The sequence below is a fragment of the Negativibacillus massiliensis genome (assembly GCF_900148495.1).
In the GTDB taxonomy this organism is placed as follows: domain Bacteria; phylum Bacillota; class Clostridia; order Oscillospirales; family Ruminococcaceae; genus Negativibacillus; species Negativibacillus massiliensis.
This window is the reverse complement of sequence record NZ_FTRU01000008.1, coordinates 771,981-785,696: the sequence shown is the minus strand read 5'-3', so window position 1 is coordinate 785,696 and position 13,716 is coordinate 771,981. Positions and strand designations below refer to the sequence as shown.

Below are 13,716 nucleotides of genomic sequence, written 5' to 3'. Positions count from 1 at the left end.
TTGTTTTCCTGACAGTTTATTGGAAATGGAGGAATCAGCCATGATTTTAGTAGACAATCATAAAAAATGTTCGGCTGTTGTACATTTTGCATTTCAGGATTCCCTTGCAGAAAGCGGTCTGTCCAAACAGATTTTATCCATCTTTGACGCTTCCCGCTTTTCGGAATTTCATACCTTCCTCAAATCCACCCTCCACGTCTGGATTGGTCTGGGCGAGGAAAAGGATCTGACACTCACCCATGTAAAATCCGCTGCAGCGCTCGCTTCCAAAACGATGCGCAAATTAAAGCAGAAAGAATATCTGGTGGACGCTTCCCCGATCGTTTCCCTTTATGGCATCGACAGCGTCTACGACCTCACCACCGGTTTAATGCTGGGATTGTACCACTATGAAGGTCATTACAGCAAGGTACAGCCAAAGTATGATTTTAAGGCATACCTGCAGGGCTTTGAGGACGAACATCAGGCAGAGATTCAGGAAATTGTCAACAAGTCGGCAAATATCGCTGATGGTGTCATGATGGCAAGAGATTGGGTCAACATGCCTGGAAACCTATTAAATCCGGTTACCTTAGCAGAAAAGATTGCTGCAGAAGGCAAAGCTTCCGGCTGTGAAGTCAAGGTGGTTGACATTGAAGAAGCCAAAAAGCTCAATATGAATCTTTTCTTGAGCATCGGACTGAGCAGTGATTATCCATGCAGCGTTGTTGTTCTGCGCTATATGGGCAATCCGGATGACAAGGAAGTCACCGCACTGGTCGGCAAAGGTGTTACCCTTGATACCGGCGGCTATTCCTTAAAGACCAGAGAAGGCTTAATCAATACCAAAGGCGACATGGGCGGAGCTGCTGCTGTCACTGCGGCAGTCTGTGCACTGGCTAAAAACAAAGCAAAAACCAATGTTCTTGCCGTTGTTCCAATTGTAGAAAACCGCCTATCCAATTCCTCCACCATCCCTGGCGATGTTGTGACCGCTATGAACGGCAAAACTGTTGAGATCCTCAGCACCGACGCAGAGGGCCGTATGATTCTGGCTGATGCGATTACCTATGCAATCCGCGTAGAAAAAGCAGACCGTATCGTTGACGTTGCTACCCTCACTGGTGCCATTGCTGCTGCATACGGCAAGGTACGTGCAGGACTGATGACCAATGATGACTGCTTTGAAGACGAGCTTCTGCGTGCCGGCGCAAGAGCAAGCGAAAAATACGTCGATCTTCCAACCGATGAAGAATACCGCGAAATGGTAAATGGCCGCGTTGCCGATCTTGCAAATTCCACCCGTTCCGGCTGCGGCAGTATCGTTGCCGGACTGTTCCTGCGCGAGTTTGCCGAAGATCATCCATGGATTCATCTGGATATCGCTGGTGTTGCCCGTGTGGACAAACCGCTGTACGAGTTCCAGTCCGAGGGCGCAACCGGTGCTTCTGCCGCTACTATGTATTTTCTGATGGACCGTCACTTTACTGCGGCGGACCGATTCTAATAAAGGAGGGGTTTCCCCATGAAAAAACCATTGCTGGAGTGTTGTGTTGACACCGTTGAATCTGCTGTTGCTGCAAAGGAAGGCGGCGCAGACCGTTTGGAACTGTGTGCAAACCTGATTATCGGCGGCACAACTCCTGACATCAATCTTTATCATCGCATCCGTGAAAAATGCGACATCCTCATCAATCCAATTATCCGTCCAAGATTCGGCGACTTCTGCTACTCCGACGAGGAATTCGAGATCATCCGCCGCGATGTCAAGATGTTCCGTGAAGCAGGCGCTGATGGCGTTGTAATCGGTATCCTCAAACCAGACGGAACTCTCAATCTGGAGCAAATGGCAATCCTGATGGAAGAAGCAGGCGACATGAAGGTCACCATGCATCGTGCATTCGATGTCTGCGTCGATCCAATGGCAGCTCTCCAGCAGGCAAAGGATCTGCACATCAGCACCATCCTCACCTCCGGACAGAAAAACACCGCTATGGAAGGAAAAGACCTTCTGTGCACCTTAGTAAAGGAAGCTGGCAATGATATCGATATCATGATTGGCAGCGGCGTCAAAGCAAGTGTCATCGAAGAACTGGCTCCTCTGACCGGCGCAACCACCTTCCACATGTCCGGCAAGATCACTCTGGACAGCCCAATGATCTACCGCAAGGATGATGTCAGCATGGGTCTTCCACTGGTCAGCGAATACACTCTCTGGCAGACAAGTGCGGAAGAGATCAGAAAAGCAAGAGAAGTTCTTGACCGCGTTTGCAAATAAATCTTAATACATGAAAATCACCTCAGGAACAGGAGATGCTCATTATGTCCAATGTATCGTTTTCTTCCCTGCTCTGCGAAAAAGCAGAACAGTATTTTCAGGCTGCCCGTCCTTACTTCGGCGGCCGTGAACAGGAAATTCTGGAAAATCTCAATCAGTGCAATGACAATCAGAAGGTTTGCATGAAATATCTGTATGGCACTATGCCAATCAGCGATATCGCAAACTATGATTTTTCCCTTTTCTTAAAATATGTTGATCATGCACTCTTTCTGCGTGAAAACACACCATGGTGCAAAGATATTCCAGAGGATATCTTCTTAAACCATGTTCTCTACTACCGCATCAACAACGAAGATATCGTGGACTGCCGCCGCGACTTCTATAATCTGTGCTGGCCGCGACTGGTGAATGCCGGCAAAACCTCCAGCATGAAGGAAGCTGCTCTGGAACTCAACTACTGGTGCTTTGAAAATGCTACCTACCGTCTGACCGACGAGCGTACTGCAAACCCACTGACCGTTCTGCGCTGTGCTTATGGCCGCTGCGGTGAAGAATCCACCTTTGCTACCACTGTATTCCGCAGTGTTGGTATCCCAACCCGTCAGATCTACACCCCAAGATGGCCTCATTGTGATGACAACCATGCATGGATCGAAGTATGGTGCGATGGTGACTGGCATTACCTCGGCGCATGCGAACCGGAAGAAGTTCTGGACAAAGGCTGGTTCACCGCTGCTGCTTCTCGTGCAATGATCATCCACAGCCGTATGTTCTCCGACTATGTAGAAAACGAAGAGATCGTTACCCACGAAGGTCTGACCACCATCTGTAACGAACTCAAACGCTATGCTGACACTCAGACCTTCTCGGTTAAAGTTGTAGATAACGGCAAACCGGTAGAAGGTGTTGCAGTCCGCATTGAACTGCTCAACTACTCCGAATTCTTCCCGATTTCCACTCTCATCTCCGATGCTAACGGTGAGGCTTCAATCACTCTGGGTCTGGGCGATTTACATATCCATGCTGTCAAAGACGGCAAATTTGTTACCCGTCTTGTAGATTCCAGAAAAGAGCCATCGGTTGTAATCGACTTCTCCAAGGCATCCGACAGCCAGACCGAGGAATTGAACGGCGAAGAATATGATGTTGTTCCACCAAAGGACAATATGAAGTTTGCTGTTCGCCTGACCGATGAGCAGAAAGCAACCCAGCAGAGAAAATTTGACGCTGCTGCTGATCTGCTGCACAAAAAAGAAGGTAACTACCATACCGAAGATTCCGCTGCAAAAGCTGCAGCTGCTCTTTCCTTAAACGGTGTCTGCGCTGAATACGCTGCAAAAGCACTGTTTGACGCAAAAGGCAACGCTTCCGAGGTAGAAAAATTCCTCAAGGCTGCTTCTGATGATGCAAACCGTGAACTCAGAGCAAAACTGCTGAATGTCCTGACTGTAAAGGATAAGACCGACCTGTGCGCTGATGTACTGGAAAGCCACCTGGCAGAAGCTTGCCCACAGGGTGATCTGCCAGAAGACATCTATGTTCCATACGTCCTCTCCCCTCGTGTTTCCAACGAAAAACTGACTGCATGGAGAGCAGCTCTGTCCGCTTCCTTTGATGAAGCACAGAAGAAAGCATTCATTGCAGATCCGGAAGCTCTGTGGAACTGGATTCTGGAACACGTATCTTCCAATGATAGCCGCGAATACAGCACTCTGATTGCTGCTCCGGACAAGATCATGAAGGTTGGCTACGGTTCCTATCTGTCCAAGAAGGTTCTGTTTGTTGCTGTCTGCCGTACTCTGGGTGTTCCTGCAAGACTGAATCCAGAAACCAAAGCAATTCAGTTCTACCGTGATGGTGCATTCCACAACGTAGAAAAAGCAAACAAGGCAAAAACTCTCCCATTCACTGTTGTTTCCGGCGATGATACCAAGTGGGTATATTTCCAGAACTGGAGCCTCGGCATCCTGCACGACGGCATCTACAATACTCTGGACCTGAGCGAAAGAGAATGGGCTGACGGCAAGGTTCTGCTGGATCTGGCTCCGGGTGCTTACCGCCTGATCACTGCAAAGAGAATGCCAAATGGAAGCTTGTTCACCAAGGAATATCGCTTTACTGTCGGCGAAGGTCATGCAAACAACCTGACTATCCGTCTGCGCGACACCAAGATCTCTGATATGCTCGAGAATATGGACATCCTGCCATTCTCCCTGAAGGACAAAGATGGCGGCAAGATCGAAGCAGAAAAACTGACTGCTGGCAAAGCAAACATCCTGTTCTGGCTGGAAGAGGGCAAGGAACCAACTGAGCACATTCTCAACGAGCTGATCGAACATCATGTCCGCTACAATGCTTTGGATGCACAGCTTGTCTTTATCATCCGCAGCGATGAAGCAAAGAAAAATCACACCTTGGCAAAAGCGCTTGAACTGCTGCCAAACGTTACCATCTGCTACGATGACTTCCGTGAAAACGTTTCTTCCATTGCAAGAAGAATGTATGTTGATCCGGATAAACTCCCACTTATCGTTGTCACCAAACCAGGCCTCAACGGTATCTTTGCAACCAGCGGTTATAACGTTGGTATGGGCGACCTGCTCATCAAGATTCTTTCTGAATAATTCCTATTTTTCAGGCGGTACTGCTTATACAGTACCGCCTGTTATTTTGTGCTTGTTTGATATGATAGAATATGTTATAATCATTTTGTGAAACTTTTATGTTTGAGGGTGATTAAATTGACCAAAAAGCGACAAAATAATATAGGAGTATTCCTGTTACTTTTCTTTCTTGTTCTTTTTTCTGGATTCAGTTTACATATGATGCGCACCTCTCTTCTGGATAACGCACAAATTTTAGGTTCAGAAATTGCAGCAGGTTACTCGATGCAGGAAGACGTTTATCTGAATGAATACGCTACTATTTTAACCAATGCTGCAACAGCCGTCCATATACGATTAGAGCAGCAGGATGATATTTCGGTCATCAGACAATGGCTGTCCGATTATCAGGATTACATTGAGGAAACCACTGAAATCAAAGGAATTGAAATATATGCCGCAGTATACGGAAAAATAGCCGGTGCAACCTATTGGGAAGGAGATGAAGTGATCGACCCAACTCAAACAAATTGGTACCAGATGGCAATAGAAGCAAACCGTAAAATCATCTATACCCCCACCTATATCGACCAGCGTTTGAACACCCCCACCTTTACTATGGCAATGCGCGTTGGAAGTACGGATGCTGTTGTCGCAGTGGATATCTACCCGGAACAGTTTAGCGGATGGTCAAGTATGGATTCCCTTCCAGAAGGCAGTCGATACTTCCTGTTTGATTCTCAGGGATTTCTCCTGCATTACAATGGATTTGATAAATCTGAAATTTCCGATTTTGACTCTTATACCGAAGAGTTATTTTCAGAAATAAAAAAGGGACTTCACGATGTTTCCTCTTCTTACGTTACTGATCCAGATGGTGAAAAGCGTGGCGTATACTACAGTGTGACTCCAAATGGATGGTACTCTGTCATCACTATCCCTTACGATTACCTGTTGAGAGGTACTGAAAAAATCTCTATTTTCTACCTTTCTTCTATTGCATTTATTTCGATTCTATCCGTTCTATTTCTTGTTCGGGATTGGCATTTAAACCAAAAAGTAAAATTGACCAACGATGTTGTCCGTGTATTGGGCAATTCTTATTATGCACTGTATTTAGTCAATGTAGAACAGGGCACTTATACCATCATCAAAGCATCTGATTATGTCCGCCAGAACCTCCCTGAAAAAGGAACATATATGGACTTTCTGCACACACTCAAGGATATTACTCAAGCAGATGTCTACCATGATATTGAGCAAACTTTTTCTTTGCAAAATATTCGTGAGCTAGTCAAAAAGCGTGTCAAGAACTTTGGCGGTGACTTCCAGCGTTTGTTTAACGACCAGTATCGCTGGGTTAATATTCGAATGCTATTTGATGAATCACTTCGACCAAACGAGGTTATCCTCTGTTTCCGCGACATTGAAGAAGAAAAACAGGCACAGCTCAATTACAACAAACTGTTGCAGGATTCTTTGAAAACCAGCCAGGAAATTGCTAAAACAAAGAATATGTTCTTCTCCAATATGTCGCATGACATGCGTACCCCGCTGAATGCGATTATCGGTCTTTCCGAACTTGCTTCCAACCATCTGTCCTCTCCGGATAAGATCAAGGAATATCTGCAGAAAATCAATCTCTCCAGCAAACATCTGTTGGGACTGATCAATGACATCCTTGAAATTTCTCGTTTGGAACAGGGTAAACTGGAACTGAACAAAGCTTCTTTCCCAATCCAGCAGGATATGCAGGAACTGTTCTCCATCTTTGAGATTCAAGCGCAAAAAAATGAAAAGCATTTTTCCAGCAAATTTGAGATTCAAAACAAAGTTGTCATTGGTGACTGGTTCCGCATCCAGCAGATTTTGAACAACCTTTTGTCCAATGCAATTAAGTATACCCTCCCCGGTGACCACATCGATGTCACTGTCCGCGAAATTCCACACGAAGGAAGCGGATACTCCGATTTCCAAATTATTGTCAGTGATACCGGTGTTGGTATGGACAAAGATTTTTTGGAAAAACTGTTTATTCCGTTTGAACGCGATGTCCGCTTTGGTGCAAAAAATGTTTCCGGTACCGGACTTGGCATGCCGATTATTCAAAATCTGATCATGCAGATGGATGGCGAAATCAATGTTGAGAGTGAACTTGGAAAAGGTTCTGTCTTTACAGTAACACTTCCTCTTTATCTGGAACAAAACCAGAATCACGATACTGAAAAAGCAAAATCATCCGAACAGTATCAGTTGGAAGGAAAACACGTTCTTTTGGTGGAGGATAACGAAATCAATATGGAAATTGCCACCGAGATCCTTACCATCAAAAACATTCATGTTACTCAAGCATGGAACGGAAAAGAAGCCGTTGACCTCTTCTCCTCTTCCGAACAGGGTACTTTTGACTTTATCCTGATGGATATGCAGATGCCGGTCATGGGCGGATGCGAAGCAACCAAACAGATTCGTTCCCTGCCGCGTGAAGATGCAAAATCCATTCCGATTATTGCGGTAACCGCCAATGCTTTCTCGGAAGATATTGCTGAAACGATGGCTGCCGGTATGAATGCCCACATCTCCAAGCCGATCGATCTGAATATTCTTTATTCCACACTCGAATCTCTTTCTTAAATTGAGAAAGAAGACAAAATAAAAGCTGTGCAGGAAATTCCTGCACAGCTTTTTTCGTTGTGATCTTTGTATTATTTGCTGATCGGAGCAGTTGCTTTCTTCATCCATTTTTCTGCTCTTTCGCTCAGGTATGGAGAAACTGTCTCGTAAGCATGACGGTTAAAGTCATTGAGCCAATCGATTTCTTCCTGAGTCATCATTTCAACTTTCAAAGGTGTGGTGTCAATTGGAACAACGGTAAAGGTATCAAAATGATAGAACTGACCGTATTCTGTCTTTTCTCCTTTGACAACAACTGCTGTATTTTCGGTACGGATACCGTGGCTGCCTTCAGTATAGATACCTGGCTCGATGGTCAGAACCATACCTTCCTGCAGCTTGATGTCTTTGTTGCCCAGGCTCTGTGGACCTTCATGAACGCCCAGCATATAGCCGACACCATGACCGGTACCACAGCGGTAATCCAGACCATATTTCCACAGAACACCACGGCAGAGAATGTCCAAACCGTAGCCGGTCATACCTTCTTTAAATACTGCGGTGCTCATTGCGATAACGCTCTTGAGAACCAGAGTATAGTCGCGGCGCTCCTCATCGGTCAGCTCACCCATTGCAAAGGTACGGGTGGTATCGGTTGTACCGGTCAGATACTGACCGCCGCTGTCGTTGAGCAGGAAGTGACTTCTTTCGATAACAGCAGAACCCTCTGTCTTTGGTGCATAGTGCATCATTGCTGCATTGTCGCGGTAAGCAATGATAGCGGTGAAGCTGTCACCTTTAAAGTGATTGCGCTGTTCACGGAAGGAATGAAGTTTTTCGGATGCCTGGTATTCGCTGATGGTTTCGCCATTTTCCAGTGCCTCAAACAGCCATGCATAGAATTCTGCTTCTACAATACCATCCTGCAGGTATGCTTCATATGTATTCTTAGTTTCTACCTCGTTTTTGAGGGCTTTCATCAGTTTAATCGGGTTATCTGCCGAAACAACACTCAGGTGTTCGTTGTTCTGTACAATGTGATAGAGGCTGTAATTGAGCTCTTTCTGATCACACAGAACGCGCAGATCCTTCTTCATATTTTCCAGATATCCAAAGATATCTTCGTATGGACGCATGGTAATGCCGTTTTCGGACAGAACACGCAGAACGCTGTCATTTACTCTTGCTGTGTTGGTAAACAGAATTGCGTCTTCCTGAGAAACATAAGCATAAGCAATTGCAACTGGTGTGCATGCAACGTCATTAGCACGGATGTTGTACAGCCATGCAATACCATCCAAGGTATTTACTACAATTGCATCTGCTTCTTTTTCACGCAGTTTTTCTCTTAATTCAGAGATTTTTTCTGCTGCGGACTTGCCGGCATATTCTACCCCAAGGTTATAGATTTCGGTTGCACTTTCTTCCGGACGACCTTCCCAGATTTCGTTTGCATAGTCGATCTGGTTGTTGATCTGGATATTTTTCTTTGCAAATGCATCCTTCATGATCTGTACATAGGAAGCGGAGAACAGTTTACCGTTAATTCCTACAACAGCATTTTCTGGAAGCTCTTTTGCCAGATATTCATAAACTTTTGGTGTTTCAGGCTCATTCATCTTAAACAGAACGCCTTCGCTTCCTGCAAGCTGTTTTTCTGCCTGAACATAATAACGACCATCAGTCCACAGACCTGCGATACTCTTTGTGATAACAAAGGTACCTGCCGAACCGGTAAAGCCGGACAGCCAAGCTCTTGTTTTCCAATGGTCGGAAAAATATTCACTCATATGTGGATCTGCACTTGGAACGATGACAGCATCAATTCCATTTGCCTGCATCATTTCTCTGATTTTTGCAATTTTTTCGTTTACAGTCATCTTTCTTCTTCCTCCGGTTTCTGATAAGAGTTGCTTGAATTTTTCATCTTTCACTCTGATTTTTCAAACCATATTTAGTATAGCACATTTCTTTTGACTTACAAGACTTTTTTTAGAATTTTTTACCATATTTTTGATTTTTTCATTTTAAAACATAATTTCTTCTGTTTTTTAGTTGAATATGCTGTTTTATTGTATAAAATCTCACAGTGAAATATTTTCCGTAAGAGAACAAAGACACCGATACCTCAGAAAAGGTTACCGATGTCTTTGTTGTGCAGCTTATTTCTCGGACAGAATGGTATCAATTCTCTTTTGTAAAACATCCATCTGATTTTCCAGATTGCCAATGATAGGTGCTCCGATGATGTTTCCTTCCTTATCCACAACATAAGTGGTAGGATATCCCAGGATTTCTGAGATAAAATCCTGATAAAATGCTTTCTCCGGGTCGGGAGAAATATTCTGGAAGGTTACTCCTTTTTCTGTCAGGATTTTGCGGGAGGTCTCCAGATTCTCTTCACTCTCTCCGGAATCTGTTCCCACCCCAATCAAATTGATATTTTCTGCTTTCAAATTTTGGTACATTTCCTCCAACTGAGGCATTTCTTCGATACAGGTTCCTCAGCCGTTGTTCCAGAAGTTGACAATGGTCACATCATAGTCAGAAAAAACTTCTTCAGTGATCTGATTTCCCTCCATGTCCACTTCTGAAAAGCTTGGGAAAGGCTCCTTAGAAACTAACTGATCTTTGGAAGAACATCCTGCCAGCATTGTCAGGAACAATGCGCAGGAGATAAAAGCACAGGCTATTTTTCGCATCCTGCTTTCTCCTTTCTTTCTGATGCTTTCATACAAAATGTCCGACAGATTGCGTGATGTGGGCATGCCCTCACACAGTCTCCACATCGGATACATTCTGGATGATTTGGTGTTTTATAAACTTCTACATCCATTTTACATACATGACTGCATGCCTTGCAGGAAGTACATTTTTGCTGATCTACCTCCAAACGGTAAACGGAAATTCGGTTAAACAAGGAATAAAAAGCCCCTAGCGGACAAATCCATTTACAGAAGGGACGGTAAAAAAATACTGACAACAAAATCACTGCTAGCAAGATACAGCTTTTCCAGCTGAACAACCATCCCAAGCTTGCCCGAATTCCAGAATCTGCAATTGCAAGCGGAATACCACCTTCCAAAATTCCTGCAGGACAGATATATTTACAGAAAAATGGATCACCCATACCAATTTCATTCACAACTGTGATTGGCAGGATAAGAACAAACAGCAACAAAATAATATACTTAACTTTTGTGAGAATCCTAAACGGTTTTGTGCTGAATTTTTTACTTGGAATTTTGTGCAGAAGTTCCTGAAACCATCCGAACGGACAGAGAAAACCACAGACTAACCGTCCCAACAAGACACCAACAAAAATCAAGAATCCAACAACATAATAAGAAAACTGATATTTGGAAGATCCGATTACTGCCTGAAGTGAACCGATCGGACAGGAACCTGCTGCACCAGGACAGGAATAACAATTAAGCCCTGGAACGCACAAAGATTTTAAATTGCCTTTATAAATCTTTCCTCCCAGAAAATTCCCCAGAAATGGATTGGTCGCCAAAGTAGCTGCAAGCTGTATTTTCCATCGGTTTTGCTTTTTCTTTTTATCCAATGCCAACACACTCCAGACAGATATTAATTCCCTTGCTCAAAACCACCGCAGCTTCATTTCTCCAGACTCCTATACCCATTAACAGGATTGCCGCAGCAAAAATCGATATCGTGATTTTCCTCATTGGCTGACTCCCACGGTCATTGCTACCATTCCGCCATCCTGTGATGCTGCATCCTGTTGTTTGCTCTGTTCTACAAAACTAGCTGCGGAATCTTTTAAGTCCTCAGCTTCTACCTTTCCATACCATGCAGACAGGAAAGAACCGTTTACATACCAAGAAGCAGTGTTTTCCATTTCTTCTACCATTCCAACATTATTTCCCATCGCCTCTTTTAGCGAATCGTTATAAAGAATGACCGGGAATGGCGCTTCGGCAAACATTTCTGCATCTTTCTCCCCTTTGTTACAGACCACAACCTCTGCTCCTGCCTTCTGGATTTCCGGATAAGCATTTACAATTTCCTGATAATAATTCACTGCTTCTGAGCTGGCAGGATCAATAAAGGCAAAAAAGGTTACATCTGCAACATCATCCCGGGTAAACTCCTCACCCGACATTGTATGAGTTGTAAATTCTCCAATTGCATGATAGGCTACTTTATCAATGGCTGGTACAGATAAAGATTCCTGATACTCTTCTGCCCATTCCTGTGTCACCCATCCTTTTTCTACGGCATCCTCTACGGTAATACTGCCATCGGCAATTGCCTGCTCTACCTCTTCCTGTGTTGGTTTATTTGTACACGCTGTAAGTGTCGCTGCAAGCGATGCCGCACACAGCAAAGCAACCAAAATTGCTGTAAACTTTTTCATAAAAAATACTCCTTTCTGTCGCTTTCGCGTTTTCCAGAAAGGAGTATAGCATATCGGATATAAAGTGGATGTTAAGATGGAAAAATAACTCTGAAAATACTGCCGCCGCCCTGATGTTCCAAAACGCAGATGCTCGCACCATGCCGTTCCAGAATCTTTTTGCAAACTGCAAGCCCAAGCCCGCTTCCGCCGACCAGCCGACTTCTGGATTTATCGATGCGAAAGAAAGGTTCAAATACCAGTTCTCGATATTCCGGCGGTATCCCTTCCCCTTCGTCGATAACATCGACCAAAATGTGGTTCTCCTGATGTTTTGTTCTAATAGAAACATGGCTTGACGGTGCACTATATTTAATGGCATTCTCGATCAAATTATAAAAAACACGCTCGAGAAGATTATCCTGCCCCTGTACAACACAATTTTCTCCATCCAGTGTCAGGGAAATCTGTTTTTCTTCCGCGACGCAGGACAGTTCTTCCGCTACATCCGAAATCAGCAGATCCAGTGGTACATCCCGACGTTCTTCCAAAGGAAGGTCTCTGCTAAACCAAAGAAGCTCTTCAATCAGTGCATTCAATCTATCCAGCTGTTGATTTATCGAAGTTACCAGCGAATCCACATCGTCCAAACGCTGCTCTGACATCGAAAAGACATCCAACTTTGCCTGCATCACCGCCAGTGGAGTTCGCAGTTCATGCGCTGCATCTGCGGAAAACTGCTTTTGCAGCTCAAAAGCATGCTGAAGCTGCTTTAACATATGATTAAAGGAGACCGTCAATTGCTGAATTTCATCCGCACTTTGTGGGATAGGAATTTGTTTTTCCAGATTGGTTGCGTTGCGTTTTTCCACTTCCTGCGAAAGGGTACGAATTGGTTTGAGCACGTATCCTGATGCAAAATAGGTTGCCAGACTTCCCACTGTCACAATACAGATCGTTGCAACAATGCTTTCGGTACGAAATACATGATAAGACTTCTGTGCTTCCGACGTAATGGCCGGCTGAATTTCTTCCAATGGAAAAAACAGAACATCGCCTTCTTGCACTGCCACACTGGGCTGCAGCTCAATGGCTTCGACCATCTTATTGGCAGAAAAGTTGGACAAAAAAGCAAGCACCGTACAGGAAACAAACAGGAAGACACTCGCCGTCAGAGTAAACCGAAGTCTCAGCGAAATTTTTTTCATGGCAGCAGGTAACCCTCCCCAATTTTTGTCTGAATCGGGTCTTTTCCCAGTGCTGCTTTCAGCTTTTTGCGCATTGCCGAAAGATGAACCCGAATCGAATTGCTCATCGGATCAGCATCCCCATTCCAAACATGGTCAATCAGTTCCTGCTGGGTGATCAACTTTCCCGGATGCATCATAAAATATTCCAGTATCGCCAATTCTTTTGCTGTAAAGTTGATTTTTTCTTTTCCGACGCTCGCAGTTCGGTTGAGTGTGTCCAGCGCTAAATCACCTAAACGAAGAACATTGCTTTGCTGAATAAACTGACGATTCAGCAATACCCTGATCCTTGCCTCCAGTTCCGCGAAATGAAATGGTTTGGTCAGATAATCGCTTGCTCCCAGTGTAAAGCCGGAAAGCTTTGTCTCCAAATGATGGTTTGCTGACAGAATCAGCACCTTGCTTTCCGGTTTTTCCTGTTTTAGTTGTTTGAGAAGGCTCAATCCATCCATACCAGGAAGATTCAGATCCAAAACGATCAGGTCATACTGCTCATCCATCGCCTTTTGATATCCTTGTGCGCCATCCAGTGCGCTGTCCACAGCATATCCCTTGAGTGAAAGTCCTTTCAGCAGGGCATCGGCAAGTTCCTGTTCATCTTCAATCACCAAAATGCGCATACTTTCC

At 44.6% G+C, this 13,716-nt stretch carries 12 protein-coding genes; 4 read left to right on the top strand and 8 right to left on the bottom strand.

What is annotated here, in order from left to right; genetic code table 11:
* The first annotated feature begins 40 nt into the window (after positions 1-40).
* From BQ5375_RS09680 to BQ5375_RS09665, 4 genes are all read left to right on the top strand, one after another.
* Entirely contained in the window at positions 41-1,486 is a 1,446-nt protein-coding gene (locus BQ5375_RS09680; protein ID WP_159438030.1) for a leucyl aminopeptidase family protein, read from the top strand.
* A gap of 18 nt (positions 1,487-1,504) precedes the next feature.
* On the top strand, positions 1,505-2,257 hold the full coding sequence (locus BQ5375_RS09675) for a copper homeostasis protein CutC (RefSeq protein WP_022132755.1): 753 nt from the start codon (positions 1,505-1,507) through the stop codon (positions 2,255-2,257).
* Between the two features lie 44 nt (positions 2,258-2,301).
* On the top strand, positions 2,302-4,884 hold the full coding sequence (locus BQ5375_RS09670; RefSeq protein ID WP_022132754.1) for a transglutaminase domain-containing protein: 2,583 nt from the start codon (positions 2,302-2,304) through the stop codon (positions 4,882-4,884).
* Positions 4,885-5,082: 198 nt separating this feature from the next.
* Positions 5,083-7,497 (top strand): hybrid sensor histidine kinase/response regulator, encoded by a 2,415-nt coding sequence (locus BQ5375_RS09665; RefSeq protein ID WP_143529466.1) that lies wholly within the window; start codon positions 5,083-5,085, stop codon positions 7,495-7,497.
* Positions 7,498-7,568: 71 nt separating this feature from the next.
* Here the strand turns inward: BQ5375_RS09665 and BQ5375_RS09660 are convergent, their stop codons facing one another.
* From BQ5375_RS09660 to BQ5375_RS09635, 8 genes are all read right to left on the bottom strand, one after another.
* Complete coding sequence (locus tag BQ5375_RS09660) at positions 7,569-9,356, bottom strand: aminopeptidase P family N-terminal domain-containing protein (protein ID WP_076917784.1); 1,788 nt, start codon at positions 9,354-9,356, stop codon at positions 7,569-7,571.
* A 282-nt stretch (positions 9,357-9,638) separates the two neighbouring features.
* A complete protein-coding gene (locus BQ5375_RS14540; protein ID WP_268876804.1) occupies positions 9,639-9,971 on the bottom strand; it encodes a TlpA family protein disulfide reductase in 333 nt (110 codons plus the stop codon).
* Positions 9,972-9,980: 9 nt separating this feature from the next.
* Positions 9,981-10,178 carry an antioxidant AhpC/TSA family gene (locus BQ5375_RS14535; RefSeq protein ID WP_022132750.1) on the bottom strand — a complete coding sequence of 66 codons (198 nt, stop codon included), beginning with the start codon at positions 10,176-10,178 and terminating at the stop codon, positions 9,981-9,983.
* Positions 10,166-11,044 carry a 4Fe-4S binding protein gene (locus BQ5375_RS09650; RefSeq protein ID WP_022132749.1) on the bottom strand — a complete coding sequence of 293 codons (879 nt, stop codon included), beginning with the start codon at positions 11,042-11,044 and terminating at the stop codon, positions 10,166-10,168. Before BQ5375_RS09650 ends, BQ5375_RS14535 begins: the two co-directional genes overlap by 13 nt.
* Positions 11,037-11,168: a CD1871A family CXXC motif-containing protein gene (locus BQ5375_RS14595; RefSeq protein WP_022132748.1), complete on the bottom strand. Its 132-nt coding sequence runs from the start codon at positions 11,166-11,168 to the stop codon at positions 11,037-11,039. The genes BQ5375_RS09650 and BQ5375_RS14595 overlap by 8 nt, the downstream gene beginning before the upstream one ends.
* Positions 11,165-11,860: a hypothetical protein gene (locus BQ5375_RS09645; RefSeq protein ID WP_076917783.1), complete on the bottom strand. Its 696-nt coding sequence runs from the start codon at positions 11,858-11,860 to the stop codon at positions 11,165-11,167. The genes BQ5375_RS14595 and BQ5375_RS09645 overlap by 4 nt, the downstream gene beginning before the upstream one ends.
* A 71-nt stretch (positions 11,861-11,931) precedes the next feature.
* Positions 11,932-13,047, bottom strand: a complete 1,116-nt coding sequence (locus tag BQ5375_RS09640; RefSeq protein WP_076917782.1) for a sensor histidine kinase — start codon at positions 13,045-13,047, stop codon at positions 11,932-11,934.
* On the bottom strand, positions 13,044-13,709 hold the full coding sequence (locus tag BQ5375_RS09635) for a response regulator transcription factor (protein WP_076917781.1): 666 nt from the start codon (positions 13,707-13,709) through the stop codon (positions 13,044-13,046). The genes BQ5375_RS09640 and BQ5375_RS09635 overlap by 4 nt, the downstream gene beginning before the upstream one ends.
* Positions 13,710-13,716: the final 7 nt, after the last annotated feature.